Consider the following 19847-nt stretch of genomic DNA (forward strand, 5'->3'; position numbering starts at 1 on the left):
ATGCTTGAAGTACAGAATCTGTCCATGCGCTTTGGCGGCCTGCTGGCGGTAGACGAAGTGTCTCTGGACGTTCAGGAACACGAGATTGTGTCCATCATCGGCCCCAACGGGGCCGGCAAAACCACCGTATTCAATTGCATGAGTGGTTTTTATAAGCCCACCGGAGGCAAGATCCTGTTCGAGGGGAAAGAGGTTCAGGGTAAACCTGATTACAAGATCTCCCGATTAGGGATGGTGCGCACCTTCCAGCATGTGCGGCTGTTCAGCCAGATGACGGTGGTGGAAAACCTGCTGGTGGCTCAACACCGTCACCTGAACACCAACCTGATTTCTGGCCTGATCAAAACCCCCAGTTACCGGACCAAAGAGCAGAAATCCCTGGATCGGGCCGCTTACTGGCTGGATCGGGTAGGCCTGCTGGATCTGGCTAACCGGGAAGCAGGCAACCTCGCCTATGGCCAGCAACGGCGTCTGGAGATTGCCCGCTGCATGGTGACCGAGCCCAAGCTGTTAATGCTCGACGAGCCAGCGGCCGGTCTCAACCCGGCGGAAACCAAGGAACTCAACCAGCTGATTATCAGCCTGAAAGAGGACTACAACGTTTCCGTGGTGCTGATTGAGCACGACATGAGCCTGGTAATGGATATTTCCGACCGCATCAACGTCATCAACCAGGGACGCCCCCTGGCCAGTGGCACACCGGAAGAAATCCGCCAGAACGACGACGTGATCAAAGCCTATCTGGGCGAGGCCTGAGGTAACCACATGCTAGTACTAGAAGATGTCCATACCCATTACGGCAAGATCGAGGCCTTGCACGGGGTGTCTGTCGAGGTCAAAAAGGGTGAGATCGTCTCGCTGATCGGCGCCAACGGCGCCGGTAAAACCACTCTGCTGATGACCGTGTGCGGTAATCCCCGGGCCAGTTCAGGACGCATTTTCCTGGAGGGCCGGGAGATCACCAATGAATCCACGGCCCAGATCATGCGCTCCGGCATCTCCATTGTTCCGGAAGGGCGTCGGGTGTTCTCCGGCCTGACAGTTGAGGAAAACCTCCACATGGGTGGTTTCTTCAACACCAAGGCCGAAATCCGCAAGAGCCAGCAGCACGTCTACGAGCTCTTCCCGCGCCTGAAGGAACGCGAGCACCAGCGTGCCGGCACCATGTCCGGCGGCGAGCAGCAAATGCTGGCCATCGGGCGGGCACTGATGAGCAGGCCAGAGATGATCATCCTCGATGAGCCATCCCTGGGCCTGGCACCGCTGATCATCAAGCAGATCTTCGAGATCATCGGTCAGCTTCGCGAGGAAGGTATCACCGTGTTCCTGGTGGAGCAGAACGCTCACCAGGCGCTGAACCTGGCCGACCGGGGCTACGTGCTGGAAACCGGCAAGATTCGCCTGCACGACACCGGCAAGAATCTGCTGGAAAACCCGGATGTCCAGAACGCCTACCTGGGCGGTTAATCAAAACCTCCTGAAAGCAAGCTCAAAACCGGTGCGTGGCAACATGCACCGGTTTTTTTTGTGGGCCGAATCAATTACTCACCAATCTTTAAACTTGCGTTGGCTGGAGATCAACTATACTCAAATCAACGGTCAACCTGTCTCCACAAGACCAGTCAGGGCCGTTTTCGCAATGCTGCTCCACGTCAGGGGCAGCATTGTGTATTGCGACGACAGCTTTAAACCACAGAAAGGAGTGGATAATGAAAAAACTGATCGCAGGTGCAATTCTTCTTGGTGCCTCTTCTATGGCCTTTGCCCAACCGGGCTGCGGGGTAGGCGCCATGATCTGGAAAGGACAGTCCGGCATTGCCCCCCATGTACTGGCTGCAACCACCAACGGGACCTTTGGTAACCAGACCTTCGGTATGACCACAGGCACCCTGGGCTGCCAGACCAACCAGTCCGTTCAGTCCATGGCCATGTACATGGACAGCAACATCGACAAGGTCGCCCGGGACATGTCGCGCGGTTCCGGCGAGAACCTGGACACTCTGGCAGTACTTCTGGGTGTTGACGAAGCGGATCGCGATGCCTTCCGGAAAGTCCTGCAGGATAACTTTGCCACCATTTTCCCGAGCTCTGACACCACCTCCGGCGAAGCGGTCGATGCCATCGTCGCGCTGCTGGAGAAAAACGAGTCTCTCAGCAAGTACGTAGCAGCCTGATACTGACTCATTGAATGGACTTCTCATGCGCCAGGGACGGCGCATTGTTCCATCCTCCATTCCGTTCAACCCCGGATACAGTAAACACCCATGGGCAACATGCTTCGCATTGGGCCAGCGCTGATCTGGCTGGCAGCCAGCCTGCCAACCCAGGCTAATACGCCTGAAAACACATCCGAACTCCATCTCGATCCTGCCTGGCTCACACTTATCCATTATCAGCCCGACAGGTTTGGCGAGGGATATACCAGCCAGGCCGACGATCCGGCCTTTTTTCTCAGCGAAGACGGCAAGCACTCGCCACAGGCGGAGCTGGAAGCAACCCTTGAAGCCATCCAGAAGCCCGGCGACGGCGATGCACACGCCCGCTGCCGTTTCCCGGCCCGGGAAACCTGGCTCAGCCAGCAACTCGATCTGTCGCTACCGGAAATCGAGTGCCCCGGCTATCAGGAATGGTCAGAAACATTGAACACCGAGACGGTAACCCTGGTGTTTGCCGCCTCATACCTGAACAGCCCCTCTTCGATGTTCGGGCATACGTTTTTGCGCCTGGACCCACCCCAGGACGACGAAGAAACCAACCTGCTGCTGGCCAACACGATTTCCTATGCTGCCGATGCGGCGGCCCACGACAGTGAACTGCTGTTTGCCTACAAGGGCATTTTCGGGGGCTATCCCGGCATAACGACTGTTCAGCCCTACTATGAAAAAATACGGCTGTACTCGGACATCGAGCATCGCGACCTGTGGGAGTACAAACTGAACCTCACACAGGACGAGGTGGACCTGATGATCGCCCACGCCTGGGAGATCAGAGATCGCAATTTCGACTATTACTTCTTCGACGAAAACTGCGCTTACCGCCTGCTGGCACTGATAGACATCGCGCGCCCGGGAACGGACCTGCTGGGAGAAGTAAGCACTCACGCCATCCCGTCGGACACGGTACGCTGGGTAGTGGACAAGGATCTGGTCAGCGACGTGTATTACCGGCCTTCGGCCGCCACCTCCGTGGCCTACAGTCTCTCTACCCTGCCCGACGATCATCAGACCCTCGCGGCGGCGATCGCCAACGGTTATGTAGATGCCGATGCCAATGAGGTGAGCACACTGCCAGCCGAGCAGCGGGCCCATGTTCTGGACGCCACCTACGATTACGTTCGCTACAAGAGCGAGGCCGACGGCTGGCCCCGGGAAATCGCGGCGCCACTTTCCCATGACCTGTTGAGAGAACGAAGCCAGATAAGCAACGTTGCTCCACCAGAGGAACCGCCCGAGCCTGTTGTCAGAGACGACCAGGGCCACGACACCTTCAGACTGAGTCTTGGGGCTGGCCAGCAGGAACACCGGGAATTCACCCAGGTGACCCTGCGCCCGGCCTACCACGACGTCCTCGATCCGCCCGCCGGCTATCGCACCGGCGCCCAGCTACAGTTCCTCCGACTCGACGCGCGCCTTTATACAGACAACAACGAGCTTCAACTGGAACAGCTCACCGGTGTGGAAATCCGCTCGTTAAGCCCCCGGAATGCCTTTTTCTCGCCGCTGTCCTGGCAGGTAGGCTTTGGTGGTCGCCGAACCGACACCGGCACCGACCGGGTCCTGACGCCCTACCTCGAGGGGGGTGCCGGTGGCAGCTGGCTCCTGGGCCACCAGACCCAGGTTTTTGCCATCGCCACCGCCGATCTGGAAATCGACGACGACCTGCGTCGAGGCTACGATGCGGCTCCAGGCGCGGATATCGGCCTGCTCCACCAGAACAACCAGTTCAGCCTGCTTGCCGGCGCCAAAACCAAGGCCTGGATTGTCAGCAGCCAGCACCGGCAGGACCAGCTCTACGCCAGAGCAAACTGGCACATCGGCCGGGAATTCAGCCTGTTCGCTGAGTTCACCCGGGAAGATCACTACGACAGGTACCAGAGCACATGGCACGCCGGACTTCACGCCTACTTCTGACCGTCGCCAACGCCCGGATGCCCGGGCTTCTGGCTGCACTTCTGCTGCTGTCCGGTTGCAGCAGCGTCTTTTTCTACCCGGATCGGGTGACTTACATCACCCCGGACCGTCTGAACCTTGAATATGACGACATATACATCGACACCGCAGACGACGAAACCCTCCACGGCTGGTGGCTTCCTGCAGAAGCCCCTGAGAACAACGCAAGGGGCACTGTCTACTTCCTCCATGGCAACGCCCAGAACATCAGCAGTCATATCCTAAACGTGGCCTGGCTGCCAGAAAGAGGCTATAACGTCTTCACCATCGACTACCGGGGTTACGGCAGATCCACCGGCGACCCGGACATCGAAGGCGCCCTGCACGACGTGGAAACTGGCCTGCGCTGGCTGGTTGGGAAGCCAGAAGTGAGTGAACGACCGCTGTACATCCTGGGCCAGAGCCTTGGCGGTGGACTAGGAATCGCCCTGGCCAGTGAATGGACTCAGAGGGAAGAGGATCCCCGGCTGAACGGAGTCATCCTGGACGGCACGTTCTCAGGCTTTCGCAAAATCGCTCGGGAGAAGCTGGGGGAATTCTGGCTTACCTGGCCGTTGCAGATTCCGCTGAGCTGGACGATTCCTGAGGACTACGAGGGCGTGGATCATATTCCCAGCATCAGCCCGGTGCCCGTAATGGTGATTCACAGCGTTCGGGATGGGATTATTCCGTTTCATCATGGGGAGGCCCTGTACGAAGCTGCGGAGGGGCCCAAGGAGTTTTTGCAGACAGATACGCCGCATGGGGCGACGTTTGTAATTCCCGGGTATCGGAAGGAAATGATTCGGTTTATGTCGCAATAAAAAACCCGCCAATCCAGAGGACAGGCGGGTTTTTCTTTGTCGGATTACGCCTTTGGCTAATCCGACCTACCGTTCAGGGAAAGTTCCCTCAGGCAGAGAAATCGGTCGGCTGGTCGCCTTCCTTGATTTCCTTCATGGACAGCTTCACGCGACCACGGTTGTCCACATCCAGCACCTTCACCAGAACTTCCTGACCTTCGCTCAGCTCGTCAGTCACGTTCTCGATGCGGCGATCAGAGATCTGGGAAATGTGCACCAGACCATCCTTGCCGGGCAGGATGTTAACGAAGGCACCGAAGTCCACAATGCGCTCAACGCGGCCTTTGTAGATAGCACCTACTTCGATCTCAGCCGTGATTTCCTTGACCCGGTTCACCGCCGCCTGGGCAGCTTCCTGGTTGTCAGCGTAGATCTTCACGTTGCCGTCATCATCCAGATCGATGGAAGCACCGGTTTCGTCACAGATCGCACGGATAACAGAACCGCCCTTACCGATAACGTCGCGGATCTTCTCCGGGTTGATCTTGATGGTGGTGATGCTCGGAGCACGGGCAGACAGCTCGGCACGTGGGGTAGAGATAACCTTGTTCATCTCGCCCAGGATGTGCAGACGCGCTGCGTGTGCCTGCTCAAGGGCAAGCTCCATGATCTCGTCGGTGATGCCGTTGATCTTGATATCCATCTGCAGGGCCGTTACGCCCTCCTGGGTACCGGCAACCTTGAAGTCCATGTCACCCAGGTGGTCTTCGTCACCCAGGATGTCAGTCAGAACCGCGAACTTGTCGCCTTCCTTGACCAGACCCATGGCGATACCGGCAACCGGTGCCTTGATGGGCACACCCGCGTCCATCAGTGCCAGGCTGGAACCACAGACCGAAGCCATGGAGCTGGAACCGTTGGATTCGGTGATCTCGGAAACCGCACGGATGGCATACGGGAACTCTTCCAGGGTCGGCATAACCGCCAGAACACCGCGCTTGGCCAGGCGCCCGTGACCAACTTCGCGGCGGCCCGGGGTGCCCACACGACCAGCTTCACCTACGGAGTACGGAGGGAAGTTGTAGTGGAACAGGAACGGATCCTTGCGCTCGCCTTCCAGGGCATCAATGATCTGCACATCGCGGGAGGTACCCAGCGTGGTGGTCACGATGGCCTGGGTCTCGCCACGGGTGAAAAGGGCGGAACCGTGAACGCTGGGCAGAACGCCCACTTCGATTTCGATCGGACGAACAGTCTTGTTGTCACGACCGTCGATCCGGGGCTTGCCATCAATAACCTGCTGGCGAACCACGCTCTTCTCGATCTTGCCGAAGTACTTTTTAACTTCGTCTTCGGAAGGCTGGCCTTCCTCTTCACCGGCCAGTTTTTCAACGGCAGCGGCTTTCACCTCACCCAGGCGCTCGTAACGGGCCATCTTGTCGCGGATGCCGTAGGCTTCCTCGATAGCATCGGCAAAGTCGGCCTTGATGGCGTTCAGCAGCTCGGTGTTCTCGGTCGCTGGCTGCCACTCCCAACGGGGCTTGCCAATTTCCGCTGCGAATTCCTTGATGGCGGCAACCGCAGTCTGCATTTCCTGGTGGCCATAGAGAACGCCACCCAGCATCTGGTCTTCGGTCAGGCCCTTGGCTTCGGACTCAACCATCAGAACTGCGTCTTCGGTGCCGGCAACAACCATGTCCAGCAGTGAGGTTTGCAGCTCTTCAAAGGTCGGGTTCAGGAAGTAACCGCGCTCGTTGGTGTAACCCACACGGGACGCACCGATGGGGCCATCGAACGGAATACCGGAGATGGACAATGCGGCAGAAGCGGCCAGCATCGCGGCGATATCCGGATCCTGGTTCTTGCTGGAGGACATAACCGTGGTGATGACCTGAACTTCGTTCATGAACCCGTTCGGGAACAGCGGACGAATCGGGCGGTCGATCAGACGGGAGGTAAGGGTTTCCTTCTCGGAAGGACGACCTTCGCGCTTGAAGAAGCCACCGGGGATTTTGCCCACGGCGTAGGTCTTCTCGAAGTAATTCACGGTCAGCGGGAAGAACGGCTGGCCGGGCTTCGCTTCTTTGGCGCCAACAACGGTACCGAGAACGGAGATATCATCTACGGTTACCAGTACGGAACCGGTTGCCTGACGGGCAATACGGCCGGTTTCCAGAGTGACGGTCTTGCCGCCAAGCTCGAATGATTTCTTGAAAGGTTTCAGATCCACAAAAAACTCCTGGTCTATCTGTTCCAGATTGATTCGTTTCGGGCGCCCCTGCGCTCGAAACCATAGTTCTGCAGATGATTTGCTGTGGTCTGAAGAGCAACCCGTCTGAAAGCTAACAGGCTGTTGCAAAACCCCGGTTGGAAGGGCGGCATTCCAGAGGCCGCCGGGCCCGGGCTTTTCAACAACCTGCTATCAATTTCGGCTTTCCATTACGACAGGGATTCCTTCGATAACACAGACAATCCAACTGCAGTGAGAGACAAGCACAACCGCCAGGCCCTTTACAGAGCCTGCCGGTTGACGGCTGCCACCAAAAATACCGGCGCAGCCCTCAGGTCGTAAAGACCCGGATCAGCGACGCAGACCCAGACGCTGGATGAGCTCCAGGTAACGGTCGGCGTTCTTGCGCTTGAGGTAGTCCAGCAGCTTACGACGCTGGTTTACCATCCGGATCAGGCCGCGGCGGGAATGGTGATCCTGCTTGTTGGCCTTGAAGTGATCCTGCAGCTTGTTGATGTTGGCGCTCAGCAGTGCCACCTGAACTTCAGGGGAACCGGTATCGCCATCACCTTGCTGAAAATCCTGAACGATCTGTGCTTTCTCGTTGGCAGAAAGTGCCATAACTCACCTCATTGTTTGCGATGCTTTTGAATACGGCCGAACCGCGCATCTCTACAGCCCGGCTAGACAGCGGCGCGCCTAACGCTTTCCGCTGCTCTTCACCAGTCGGCGAGGGACCAGATTGGTCTGCTCGCCTTCCGGGAATGCTTCTGCCAGCCCCACGAAGCTTTCGTTAGCGCTCTCATTTGCATAGAGACGCACGAAGCCTTCATAGGCCCGGCCCGGTATTCTAACCGGTTGTCCGTTCAAGATCGATACCAGCGCCTGCCCCGCCAGACGGTGCTCGGGGAACATGGACAGTGCCGCATCCGGTGCCACGAGCAGGCCATCGAGGCTTTCACCCCGCTCACGCATCGCCTCGAGATCACTCACTGCATGGGCATTGGTCAGGGTAAACCCCGAGGCCATGGTGCGGCGCAATGCCGTTACATGGGCACCGCAACCCAGGGCTTCGCCAATATCCTCAACGAGTGAGCGAATGTACGTACCCTTGGTGCAGCTGACAGCGATATCCAGCTCATTCTCACGAATGTCCAGAAGAGTCAGTTCATAGATGGTGACCGGTCGGGCCGGGCGCTCCACCTCGATACCTTCGCGGGCATATTCGTAGAGCGGACGCCCCTTGTGCTTGAGCGCCGAATACATGGAAGGAACCTGCTGGATATCGCCCCGGAAACGGTCCAGAACCGGCTCCAGCACATCAGAGGTCAGACCTGCGGGTACCGGTTTCTCACCAAAAACGGCGCCTTCACTGTCACCGGTTTCGGTCTGAATTCCGAGCCGGGCGGTGGCAATGTAGGCCTTATCGCTGTCGAGCATCATCTGGGAGAACTTGGTGGCCTCACCGAAACACAGAGGCAACACCCCGGTAGCCAGGGGATCGAGGGCGCCGGTGTGGCCAGCCTTGGCGGCTCCGAACAGGCGCTTGACCTGCTGCAGAATGCCGTTGGAGGTGACTCCGGCGGGCTTGTCGATAACCAGGATGCCGTTAACGTCACGGCCTTTGCGTCTACGGCTCAAGCGTTACGCTCCGGATCGTCCTGATCGTCGTCACCATTGCGGTCCACAGCCGGCTTGTCTCCAACCGCTTCGCGAATGAGGCTATCCATCTTGCGACTGTAGCCCTGCAAAGTATCAAAGTGAAACCGCAACTGGGGCACAACCCTCAGCTTCATTGCGCGCCCAACCTGACCGCGCAGAAAGCCTGAGGCCTTGTTGAGCACCGAAATCGATTCCTTGACCTCCGGAGACTCCTCCGTCAGTTCCTCGGTGGAAAGCAGGGACACATAGATATCAGCGTAGCCAAGGTCACGACTGACCTTGACCGCGTTTACCGTGACCATGCCCACCCGCGGGTCTTTCACTTCCCGCTGGATGAGCTGGGCCAGTTCCCGTTGCATCTGATCGCCGATGCGATCAATACGACTGAACTCTCTCGGCATCAGGCCCCCGTGGACTCAAGCTTGCGCTCGACCCGGACGCGATCGAAGACCTCGATCTGGTCACCGACTTTCACGTCGTAACCCTTAACGCCAATACCGCACTCCATGCCGTTACGGACTTCAGGCACGTCGTCCTTGAAGCGACGCAGGGATTCCAGCTCGCCTTCAAAGATAACCACGTTATCCCGCAGAACCCGGATCGGCTTGTTACGGTACACGGTACCTTCAGTAACCATACAACCGGCTACCTGACCAAACTTCGGCGAACGGAACACATCGCGAACATCGGCGATACCAACAATGTCTTCGCGGAACTCCGGAGCCAGCATGCCGGTCAGGGCCGCTTTCACATCATCAATCAGGTTATAGATGATGCTGTAGTAGCGCAGATCCAGACCTTCCTGTTCAACCAGGCGCTTGGAGGCACTGTCGGCACGCACGTTAAAGCCGAAGATAACCGCACTGGTGGCCATGGCCAGGCTGACGTCGGTCTCAGCAATACCACCGACACCAGAAGATACGATCTTGACCTGGACTTCCTCGTTACCGAGGTCCTGCAGGGCCTTGGTAATGGCTTCCAGAGAACCACGAACGTCGGTTTTGAGCACGACATTGAGGGTTTTGACCTCGTCCTTGCCCATGTTCTCGAACAGGTTCTCAAGCTTGGCCGCCTGCTGGCGCTGGAGACGCTGCTCCCGCTCCCGGCTCTGACGGAATTCGGCCAGCTCTTTGGCCTTCTTCTCGTCGGCAACTGCAAAGAATTCGTCACCGGCGTCTGGTGTACCATTCAGACCGAGAATCTCGACCGGAATCGACGGGCCAGCTTCTTTGGCCTGCTTGCCAGCTTCGTCAGTCATCGCCCGGACCTTACCAAAATAGGCTCCGGCAACAACCATATCACCCTGGCGCAGGGTACCGTTCTGAACCAGAACGGTCGCTACGGAGCCGCGTCCGCGCTCGAGGCTGGATTCCACGACCACACCCTTGGCCGGTGCATCCGTAGATGCCTCAAGTTCGAGGATTTCGGACTGCAGCAAGACGGCTTCAAGCAGCGCGTCGATGCCGTCACCGGTGTGAGCGGAAACGGGTACGAACTGAACGTCCCCGCCCCAGTCTTCCGGAACAACTTCCAGAGCAGCCAGCTCACTCTTGATCCGATCAGGGTCCGCCCCTTCTTTGTCCATCTTGTTGATGGCAACAACGATCGGCACACCGGCGGAACGGGCGTGCTGCACCGCTTCCTTGGTCTGCGGCATCACGCCATCATCGGCGGCGACGACCAGAATAACGATGTCAGTGCACTGGGCACCGCGGGCACGCATGGCAGTAAAGGCCGCGTGCCCCGGGGTATCCAGGAAGGACACCATGCCGTGATCCGTTTCTACGTGGTAAGCACCAATGTGCTGGGTAATACCGCCAGACTCACCCGAGGCCACCTTGGTACGACGGATATAGTCGAGAAGGGAGGTCTTACCGTGGTCAACGTGACCCATCACGCTCACAACCGGAGCACGCTTGGTTTTCTCGCCACCTTCGAAGGAGAATTCGCTCAGAACCTCTTCCTCGAATGCATCTTCGCTTACCGTCTTGGCTTTATGACCCAGCTCCTCGGTCACCAGAACCGCTGTTTCCTGGTCCAGTGCCTGGTTGATGGTGGCCATGACGCCCATGCCCATCAGGGTCTTGATGACATCAGCCGACTTGACCGCCATACGCTGGGCAAGGTCGCCGACAGAAATCGTTTCCGGAATCTCTACTTCTCTGACCATTGGTTTGGTCGGCCTCTCGAAAGCATGACGCTTCTCTTTGGGTTTCTTTTTCGCACGCAGCGGCTTACGCAGCGTGGTCTCTTCCTCATCCTCGGAGATAACCAGCGGCTCTTCCACCGGACGACTGCGAGGACCACGATGGCCAGCCTGCTTTTTCTTCGGCTTGCCCTCTTCAATCTCGTCGCCGCGCTCGCGAACTTTTTCTTTCTTTTTCTTCGGCTTCCGATCCTTGCCTTCACCCTCGGGCGGCGGCATCGGCATGTCTTCCGGAGCGGGAACCGGCTCGGGCTCAGGCTCTTTCTTCGGCTCGACCTTCTCTGCCTGCTCCGACTGCTCTGATGTCGCTGCCTCTGCGGACTTCTCTGCCTCCGGCTGCGCTGCCTGCTCGGACGCTACCTTTGGCGCCTCGTCCACCGGTGCTTGCTCCGGCTGCTGCTCCGCTACCGGCTCTTCCGGCTTCGGCGCTTCAGCCTCAGGCTGCAATTCAGCACGTTTGATGTAGGTACGGCGCTTGCGAACCTCAACATTGACGGTCTTTGCCTTGCCGGCCTTAAGCGTGGTGGTGGTCTTACGCTTCAGGGTAATCTTGCGCGGTTCGGCGTCGGCCTCACCGTGGGTCTTTCTCAAATAGGCCAGCAACTGCTGCTTCTCATCGCTGGAGACAGAATCATTTTCGGAGCGGGCTTTCAGGCCAGCCTCCACAATCTGCTTCAGCAAACGATCCACGGGAGCGCCTACATCTTCGGCCAGTTGTTTTACCGTTACTTCAGCCATACTGGTCCTCCTCCCGAATTAAGCCTGGTCTTCAAACCAGGGGGCACGTGCAGTCATGATAAGCTGACCAGCACGCTCTTCATCCATACCTTCAATCTCGAGCAGATCGCCAACCGACTGCTCTGCCAGATCTTCCATGGTGCGCACACCCATGCCGGCCAACTTGAAGGCCAGGCTACGGTCCATGCCGTCCATTCCCAGAAGATCCTCTGCCGGCTCAGCACCCTCGAGCGCTTCCTCGCTTGCCAGGGCCTGGTTCAGCAGAACGTCCTTGGCACGACGGCGCAGCTCGGTGACAGTTTCTTCGTCAAAGCCTTCGATCGCCAGCATCTCTTCCATCGGCACATAGGCCACCTCTTCAATCGAGGTAAACCCTTCCTCAATCAGCACGCCGGCAAACTCCTCATCAACGTCCAGATTGCCAGTGAAATGCTCGACAAGCCGGCTGTATTCCTGCTCCTGACGCTCACCGGCTTCTTCCTCGGTCATCACGTTCAGGGTCCAGCCTGTCAGATCCGTGGCCAGGCGAACGTTCTGGCCGTTGCGGCCGATTGCCTGCGCCAGGTTATCTTCCGCCACAGCCACTTCCATGGTGTGCCGGTCTTCATCCATAACGATAGACGCCACTTCTGCAGGCGCCATGGCATTGATCACCAGTTGGGCCGGGTTGTCGTCCCACAGCACGATATCAACACGCTCACCGCCCAGCTCATTGGACACGGCCTGAACCCGGGAGCCACGCATGCCAACACAGGCGCCAACGGGGTCGATACGGCGATCGTTGGTCTTCACCGCAATCTTGGCCCGGGAGCCGGGATCACGGGCAGCGCCACGGATCTCGATCAGATCTTCAGCAATCTCCGGCACCTCGATGCGGAACAGCTCGATCAGCATTTGCGAAGAGGTGCGGCTGAGAATCAACTGAGGACCACGATGATCGGTACGAATCTCCAGCAGCAGCGAACGAACCCGGTCACCCATGCGGAACGTCTCGCGCGGGATCAGGAATTCGCGTGGCAGCAGGGCCTCGGCATTGGCACCCAGATCAACAATGACATTGTCCCGAGTCACTTTCTTGACGGTACCCGAAACCAGCTCACCAACGCGGTCGCGGTAACTGTCCACGATCTTGGTACGCTCTGCTTCACGAACCTTCTGGAAGATGATCTGCTTGGCAGCCTGAGCGCCGATACGGCCAAAGGCTTCGGATTCGATTTTCTCCTCGTGGATATCGCCAGGCTTCAGGGCCGGGTCGATTTCTTCCGCTTCCTGCAGGGTGAGCTCAGTGCCCAGCGCAGGAACGGCATCGTTATCCACCACCAGCCAACGACGGAAGGTTTCGTATTCGCCGGTTTTCCGGTCGATTGAGACTCGGATATCCGCCTCTTCGTCTTCAAAGCGCTTTTTGGCAGCGGTGGCCAGTGCCAGCTCGATAGCTTCAAAGATCACATCCTTCTCGACACCTTTCTCGTTCGAGACGGATTCAACCACCAGCAAGATCTCTTTACTCATTGGATTGCCCTGCCCTTAAAATCAACTGTGCGTCCACGGACTTTATTCAAATCGTTCACTCAAATACCGGCACGATGTGGGCTTTTTCAATGCTGTCGAATGGCAGCAGATACTCGTGATCATCAACGACCACAACCACATCATCACCTTCCACGCCTTTGATCAGCCCCTGAAACTTCCGGCGCCCCTCAAATGCCATCCGGAGACGAATCTGAACCTGGTGACCAACAAAGGCCTCGTATTGCTCAAGACGAAACAGCGGGCGATCCATCCCCGGGGATGAGACCTCAAGCGTGTATTCGGTCTGGATGGGATCTTCCACATCCATCACACCGCTGATCTGACGACTGACTTTTTCACAGTCGTCGATGCCGATGCCGTTCTCGGCATCGTCAATAAACACCCGTAACAGGGAATGATGGCCCTGCGAGCGGAATTCAATGCCCCAGAACTCATACCCCAGGCCTTCCACTACGGGCTGAAGAATGTCTTCCAGTTGCTTAAGCTTGGCTGACAAGTTGCGCCTTCTCCGTTATCAATTTACCGGCCCCAAAAACAAAAAAAGGGCTGTTTTATCAGCCCTTTTTATGCACCAGGGCCCGTTGCGCCAGGCCCCTTAATCAAAAAGCCCCGAACAATGGGGCCTTTTGTTGCAAGAACTCGCAGGAAGCAAACCGGTGTACCGCTTCCTGCTGACAGACACCTGGCCTGCCAGAAACCCGCCAGCACCACGCGGCAGGTCCCAATATCCGCCGGAGTATAGAGACGCCAGGCAGACTGGTCAAGGACTGACCAAAAAAAACGGCCTGGAAAATCCAAGCCGTTTTTCTTCTATTATGGTGCCCGGGGCCGGACTCGAACCGGCACGGCTTTCGCCACTACCCCCTCAAGATAGCGTGTCTACCAGTTTCACCACCCGGGCAACATTCTTACTCGAGTTCAGGGAGATCAGACTCCCCACCCTCGGTTTCGCTGGCGGCGCCTTCACCATTGTTAGCAGCGCTATCAGCCGGGGCAGCACTTCTGGACTCCTGAACAACAGGAATACCCGCTTCCCCAGCCACTTCGGCACGCTGCTTGGCAAAAATCGCCAGCGAGAAACTTGTTACAAAAAAGACCACTGCGAGCAGGGTCGTAAAGCGGGTCAGAAAGCTGCCGCTACCCTGGCTACCAAAAACTGTCTGGGAAGCGCCACCACCAAAGGCGGCACCAGCATCAGCGCCTTTGCCCTGCTGGATCAGCACCAGACCCACCAGCGCCACCGCGATCACCACGTGCACAACGACTACCAGTGTCTCTACCCAATCCATAACGACTCTCGCGAACCTTTAAATTCAGGTACTCGCCGGAACACTCCGGCAAATACTTACAAAATCTTCTGCTATGAGCGACGCTCCGCCGATCAAACCGCCGTCAATATCCGGCTCGGCAAAAAGAGCGGCTGCATTATCCGCTTTTACGCTGCCCCCGTAAAGCAGGGATATTTCATTGGCCGGCGCACCCATCTCTGAAAGCACCTGGCGGATCGACCCATGCATCGCCTGGGCGTCTTTCGCCGTAGCGGTTTTACCGGTGCCGATTGCCCAGACCGGCTCGTAGGCAACAATCACACGCTGCCACTGGCCTTCTGCGACCTTCGCCAGCCCTGCCCTTACCTGGGAGGCGACAACCGCTTCGGCTTTACCTGCCTCACGCTCTTCCAGAGTCTCACCGACACAAACAACCGCTTGAAGCCCGGCAGCAATGATGCGTTCAACCTTTTCGGCAACCACGTCGTCTGTCTCACCAAAGAGCTGGCGACGCTCGGAGTGCCCGACCAGGGCATACTGACACCCCTGATCCAGCGCCATGTCCGCAGCAATCTCGCCGGTGTAGGCACCAGAAGCCCACTGCCCTACGTTCTGAACACCGACTGACAGGCTATCACCTGCGCTTGCGACTACATCTCCGACATAAATTGCGGGAGGAATAATAACAACCTCGACGCCATTATCAAGAGAGGCCGCCTGGGATCGCACATCGCTTACCAGCGCTTGTGCCAGGTCTTTCGACCCGTTCATTTTCCAGTTTCCGGCTACGATCTTTCGACGCATAACAGTTCCCGAACGTGAGGGAGGGCGAACTATACAGCACTCCCTCCCCGCAGACAACCGCCTGAAAACACAAAATTAAGCGGTGGATTTCTCCACAACTTTTGCCAGCTCCTGGACCACTCGCAAAATTTCGTTAGCGTCCTGGCCTTCCGCCATCACCCGGATCAACGGCTCGGTTCCGGAGGCTCTGAGCAGAATCCGCCCGGAGCCACCCAGCTCCGTTTCGGCTTTGCGAACGGCGGCTACGATATCGTCACGACTGAACGGATCAAAGCGCTGCTCCACCCGAACATTGATCATTTTCTGGGGCAGCTTGCTCATACCCTTGCGAAGGTCGGCAAGCGTTTTGCCGGATTTCCAGACAGCAAGCAGGACCTGCAGCGCCGAGACAATGCCGTCGCCAGTACTGGTGCAGTCGCGTATGACCATATGGCCAGAGCCTTCGCCACCCAACACCCAATTGTTGGCCAGCAGCCGCTCCATGACGTAGCGATCGCCGACTTTGGCACGTTCGAATTCGATTCCGATTTCATTCAGCGCCAGCTCAACCCCGAGATTGGTCATCAACGTACCGACAACACCGCCCTTGAGACGGTCTTCGGCGAATCGCTGAGACGCGATTACGTAGAGCAGCTCGTCGCCATCCACTTCGGAGCCGTCCCGATCTACCATCAGCACACGGTCACCATCACCGTCAAAGGCAATGCCAAGATCTGCGCCCTGCTCTTTCACCGCCGCTTTAAGGGCGTCGAGGTGAGTTGAGCCTACGTTCAGGTTGATGTTCAGGCCATCGGGATCCGCGCCGATCACAGAAACCCTGGCGCCAAGCTCGCGAAACACCTTGGGCGCCACGTGGTAGGTCGCCCCATGGGCACAATCCAATACGATGTTCATGCCATCGAGGGTAAATTCGTTGGGAACGGTGCTTTTGCAGAATTCCACATACCGGCCGGGGGCATCGTCCACGCGGGAGGCCTTGCCCAGCTCGGTTGGCCCACAGACTTCAATCGGCTTGTCCAGCCAGCGTTCAATCTCTGCTTCAAGGGCATCGTCCAGCTTGGTGCCGGCCGACGAGAAAAACTTGATACCGTTATCATGATGGGGGTTGTGGGAAGCACTGATCACGATACCTGCCGAGGCGCGAAAAGTGCGGGTCAGGTAGGCGATCGCGGGGGTCGGCATCGGCCCGAGCAGCTTTACATCAACTCCCGCCGCAGCCAGACCGGCCTCCAGGGCGGATTCGAACATATAACCGGAAAGCCGGGTATCCTTGCCAATCAGCACGCTGTTGCGCTGGCCATCCCGCTTGAAGGCCTGACCGGCGGCCCAGCCCAGCTTGAGCATGAATTCCGGCGTTATCGGAAACTCGCCCACGCGCCCGCGAATACCGTCCGTACCAAAGTACTTTCTCTCGGACATTAACCTGCCTCCTTCACTGCCGCCACCACACGGACGGCATCTACTGTTTCCCTGACATCGTGCACGCGAATAATGCTGGCACCCTTCATGGCGGCTATTGTCGCGGCCGCAAGGCTTGCAGGCAACCTTTCATTCACGTCCCGACCAGTGATATGGCCCAGCATGGACTTCCTGGAAACGCCAACCAGCAGGGGATGCCCCAGGATATGCATCTGCTCAAGGGAGGCCAGCAACTGCAGGTTATGCTCGAGGCTTTTACCGAACCCGAAGCCGGGATCAAGCAGAATGTTTTCAGGGCGAATACCGGCGAACTCCGCAACACGAATGCGCTCGGCCAGGAAGGCACTGACTTCCCGACGCACGTTCCGGTACTCCGGCCGGTCCTGCATGGTATCCGGCTCTCCCTGGATGTGCATGATGCACACTGGCAGCCCCGCCAGGGCGACCGCCTCCGGCGCGCCTTCCCGCTGCAGCGCCCGAACATCATTAATCAGGCCAGCCCCAAGCTTTGCGGTCTCCGCCATAACTTCCGGCGCGCTGGTGTCTACCGAAATCACAGCATCGAGCTCGCTGGCGGCAGCCTCGACCACCGGGCAAACCCGGTCAAGCTCCTCCTGGACAGACACCGGTGTCGCACCCGGCCTGGTAGATTCGCCACCGATGTCGATAAAGGTGGCACCATCGGCAACCATCTGTCTGGCCCGGACGAGGGCCGCATCCGGCCGGTTAAACTGGCCGCCATCGGAAAACGAATCCGGTGTTACATTCAGAACGCCCATCACGTGGCAGCGGGACATATCCAGTTCCCGCCCGGCAAAACTCATCTTCATGGCAAACCTTGTTCACAATGACAAAAACAAACGCCGCCCGGAATGCGGGCGGCGCAGGGAACTACACTATTTTTCTGACCTGAGGTCGCTAGCCGTCAGTGCTCTCCGGCCGGTCGGCCGACACCGGGATGACGACCATCATCAGATGCCTTTGGCTCCGGCGAAGCTTCAGGCTCGTCGGCCTTGACGCCTCCAGCGGGGCCACTACCACCCCAACCTTTGGGCGGGCGAGGTTCGCGACCTTCCATGATGTCATCGATCTGGTAGCGGTCGATGGTTTCGTATTTCATCAATGCTTCCGCCATCAGGTCGAGCTTATCCCGGTTGTCGATCAGAATCTGCTTGGCTTTCTCATAGCAGCTGTCGATGATGTTCCGGACTTCCTCATCAATACGCTGGGCAGTTTCCGGTGAGTACACCGTCTGGGACTGACCCGCAGACCGGCCAAGGAACGGCTCTTCGCTGTCGGTATCATATTGCAGAGGCCCAAGCTTCTCGGACAGACCCCAGCGAGTCACCATGTTCCGCGCCAGACTGGTCGCACGCTCGATGTCATTGGAGGCACCGGTGGTGACACCGTCAAAACCAAGCGTCAGCTCTTCGGCAATCCGGCCACCAAACAGGCTGCAGATCGAGCTGATCAGGAAGCGCTTGCTGTGGCTGTACTTGTCCTCTTCCGGGAGGAACATGGTGACACCCAGAGCGCGACCGCGCGGGATAATGCTCACCTTGTAAACCGGGTCGTGTTCCGGCATCAGCCGCCCAACAATGGCGTGGCCAGACTCATGGTAAGCTGTGTTCCGCTTTTCCTTCTCGCTCATGACCATGGACTTGCGCTCAGCGCCCATCATGATCTTGTCTTTGGCGAGCTCGAACTCCTCCATTGACACCAGACGCTGGTTGCGACGGGCCGCGAACAGAGCTGCCTCGTTTACCAGGTTGGCGAGATCCGCACCGGAGAACCCGGGCGTTCCGCGAGCAATCAGCACCGGCTCAACACCATCAGCCAGAGGCACTTTCTTCATGTGCACCTTCAGGATCTGCTCACGACCAATGATGTCAGGCAGACCAACCACAACCTGGCGGTCAAAACGGCCCGGGCGCAACAGGGCGGGATCAAGCACGTCCGGACGGTTGGTCGCGGCGATAACAATGACGCCTTCGTTGCCTTCAAAACCGTCCATCTCAACCAGCAACTGGTTCAGGGTCTGCTCACGCTCGTCGTGGCCTCCGCCCATACCGGCACCACGATGGCGACCGACAGCATCAATCTCGTCGATGAAGATGATGCACGGACTCTGCTTCTTGGCCTGCTCGAACATATCGCGAACACGGGAAGCACCCACGCCCACGAACATTTCAACGAAGTCGGAACCGGAGATCGAGAAGAACGGCACCTTGGCTTCGCCGGCAATAGCCTTGGCGAGCAGGGTTTTACCGGTACCCGGCTGACCCACCATCAGGACACCCTTGGGAATACTGCCACCAAGACGCTGGAATTTGCTGGGATCCCGCAGGAAATCCACCAGCTCTTTCACGTCTTCCTTGGCTTCATCAACGCCAGCCACATCACCAAAGGTGGTCTTGATCTGGTCCTCACTCATCAGGCGCGCTTTACTCTTGCCGAACGACATGGGGCCTTTGCCGCCACCGCCGCCCTGCATCTGACGCATGAAAAACACAAACAGAGCGATGATGATCAGTATCGGGAACGCGGCCACCAGTAACTGTGTCCACAGGCTCTGGCGCTCAGGCTCCTTACCGATAACCTCAACGTTGTTCGCGAGAAGATCGTCCATCAGCTTGTTGTCAGACACCTGCGGACGAACTGTCTGGAACTGGGAGCCGTCACCACGGGTACCCTGAACCTGTAATCCATCAATTGTGACCTGACGGACCTGCCCTTGCTGGACCATCTCCACAAACTGGGAATAGTTGACTTGTTGGCCGGTGGTGGTAGGAGAAAAGTTCTGAAACACCATCAGCAGCACGGCGGCTATAATTAGCCAGAGAACCAGATTTTTTGCCATATCGTTCAAGGATCATCACCTGTGAATTGAAGGGTAAGCCTTTCGCAAAGCACCCTTTACTGACACCTTACACCAATTGTACGCCCGTCCACCAGAAACGGCCCATCCGTATCGGCCACATGAGGCACGCAGTTTCTTCGGTGAAAAGTAGCCCTAACCTTCATATTGGGCGCCAT

General features: G+C 57.8%; 17 protein-coding genes and 1 tRNA gene. 5 read left to right on the top strand and 13 right to left on the bottom strand.

Features of this window, described 5'->3' with window-relative positions; translation table 11 throughout:
• From livG to KEHDKFFH_RS09810, 5 genes are all read left to right on the top strand, one after another.
• Entirely contained in the window at positions 1 to 756 is a 756-nt protein-coding gene (gene livG, locus KEHDKFFH_RS09790; protein ID WP_008171552.1) for a high-affinity branched-chain amino acid ABC transporter ATP-binding protein LivG, read from the top strand.
• Positions 757 to 765: 9 nt separating this feature from the next.
• Complete coding sequence (locus KEHDKFFH_RS09795; protein ID WP_104321758.1) at positions 766 to 1467, top strand: ABC transporter ATP-binding protein; 702 nt, start codon at positions 766 to 768, stop codon at positions 1465 to 1467.
• A 242-nt stretch (positions 1468 to 1709) separates the two neighbouring features.
• Positions 1710 to 2174, top strand: a complete 465-nt coding sequence (locus KEHDKFFH_RS09800) for a DUF3015 domain-containing protein (RefSeq protein WP_104321759.1) — start codon at positions 1710 to 1712, stop codon at positions 2172 to 2174.
• A 90-nt stretch (positions 2175 to 2264) separates the two neighbouring features.
• The gene (locus KEHDKFFH_RS09805; protein ID WP_104321760.1) at positions 2265 to 4130 is read left to right on the top strand and encodes an Lnb N-terminal periplasmic domain-containing protein; all 1866 of its coding nucleotides are present in this window, start codon (positions 2265 to 2267) and stop codon (positions 4128 to 4130) included.
• Positions 4100 to 4972: an alpha/beta hydrolase gene (locus KEHDKFFH_RS09810; RefSeq protein WP_104321761.1), complete on the top strand. Its 873-nt coding sequence runs from the start codon at positions 4100 to 4102 to the stop codon at positions 4970 to 4972. The genes KEHDKFFH_RS09805 and KEHDKFFH_RS09810 overlap by 31 nt, the downstream gene beginning before the upstream one ends.
• An 88-nt stretch (positions 4973 to 5060) precedes the next feature.
• Here KEHDKFFH_RS09810 and pnp read toward each other — a convergent pair whose 3' ends face one another.
• The 13 genes from pnp to ftsH form a co-directional block, all read right to left on the bottom strand.
• Positions 5061 to 7175, bottom strand: coding sequence for a polyribonucleotide nucleotidyltransferase (pnp, locus tag KEHDKFFH_RS09815; RefSeq protein ID WP_422385690.1), 2115 nt, complete (start codon positions 7173 to 7175; stop codon positions 5061 to 5063).
• Positions 7176 to 7532: 357 nt separating this feature from the next.
• Positions 7533 to 7802 (bottom strand): 30S ribosomal protein S15, encoded by a 270-nt coding sequence (gene rpsO / locus KEHDKFFH_RS09820; protein ID WP_064230008.1) that lies wholly within the window; start codon positions 7800 to 7802, stop codon positions 7533 to 7535.
• A gap of 78 nt (positions 7803 to 7880) precedes the next feature.
• On the bottom strand, positions 7881 to 8822 hold the full coding sequence (gene truB, locus KEHDKFFH_RS09825) for a tRNA pseudouridine(55) synthase TruB (protein WP_104321763.1): 942 nt from the start codon (positions 8820 to 8822) through the stop codon (positions 7881 to 7883).
• The gene (gene rbfA, locus KEHDKFFH_RS09830) at positions 8819 to 9244 is read right to left on the bottom strand and encodes a 30S ribosome-binding factor RbfA (protein ID WP_104321764.1); all 426 of its coding nucleotides are present in this window, start codon (positions 9242 to 9244) and stop codon (positions 8819 to 8821) included. The genes truB and rbfA overlap by 4 nt, the downstream gene beginning before the upstream one ends.
• Positions 9244 to 11787, bottom strand: coding sequence for a translation initiation factor IF-2 (infB, locus tag KEHDKFFH_RS09835; RefSeq protein WP_104321765.1), 2544 nt, complete (start codon positions 11785 to 11787; stop codon positions 9244 to 9246). Before infB ends, rbfA begins: the two co-directional genes overlap by 1 nt.
• A gap of 18 nt (positions 11788 to 11805) precedes the next feature.
• Entirely contained in the window at positions 11806 to 13299 is a 1494-nt protein-coding gene (nusA, locus tag KEHDKFFH_RS09840; RefSeq protein WP_104321766.1) for a transcription termination factor NusA, read from the bottom strand.
• A gap of 55 nt (positions 13300 to 13354) precedes the next feature.
• Positions 13355 to 13816, bottom strand: a complete 462-nt coding sequence (gene rimP / locus KEHDKFFH_RS09845) for a ribosome maturation factor RimP (protein WP_064230003.1) — start codon at positions 13814 to 13816, stop codon at positions 13355 to 13357.
• A 320-nt stretch (positions 13817 to 14136) separates the two neighbouring features.
• Positions 14137 to 14221, bottom strand: a tRNA-Leu gene (locus KEHDKFFH_RS09850).
• A gap of 7 nt (positions 14222 to 14228) precedes the next feature.
• Positions 14229 to 14609 carry a preprotein translocase subunit SecG gene (gene secG, locus KEHDKFFH_RS09855; RefSeq protein ID WP_104321767.1) on the bottom strand — a complete coding sequence of 127 codons (381 nt, stop codon included), beginning with the start codon at positions 14607 to 14609 and terminating at the stop codon, positions 14229 to 14231.
• Between the two features lie 24 nt (positions 14610 to 14633).
• Positions 14634 to 15392 (bottom strand): triose-phosphate isomerase, encoded by a 759-nt coding sequence (gene tpiA, locus KEHDKFFH_RS09860; RefSeq protein WP_104321768.1) that lies wholly within the window; start codon positions 15390 to 15392, stop codon positions 14634 to 14636.
• A 75-nt stretch (positions 15393 to 15467) separates the two neighbouring features.
• The gene (gene glmM / locus KEHDKFFH_RS09865; protein WP_104321769.1) at positions 15468 to 16811 is read right to left on the bottom strand and encodes a phosphoglucosamine mutase; all 1344 of its coding nucleotides are present in this window, start codon (positions 16809 to 16811) and stop codon (positions 15468 to 15470) included.
• Positions 16811 to 17641 (bottom strand): dihydropteroate synthase, encoded by an 831-nt coding sequence (gene folP / locus KEHDKFFH_RS09870; RefSeq protein ID WP_104321770.1) that lies wholly within the window; start codon positions 17639 to 17641, stop codon positions 16811 to 16813. The genes glmM and folP overlap by 1 nt, the downstream gene beginning before the upstream one ends.
• Before the next feature lie 95 nt (positions 17642 to 17736).
• The gene (ftsH, locus tag KEHDKFFH_RS09875) at positions 17737 to 19680 is read right to left on the bottom strand and encodes an ATP-dependent zinc metalloprotease FtsH (protein ID WP_192875769.1); all 1944 of its coding nucleotides are present in this window, start codon (positions 19678 to 19680) and stop codon (positions 17737 to 17739) included.
• Positions 19681 to 19847: the final 167 nt, after the last annotated feature.

Source organism: Marinobacter maroccanus, assembly GCF_002933275.1.
GTDB classification, from domain to species: Bacteria; Pseudomonadota; Gammaproteobacteria; order Pseudomonadales; family Oleiphilaceae; genus Marinobacter; species Marinobacter maroccanus.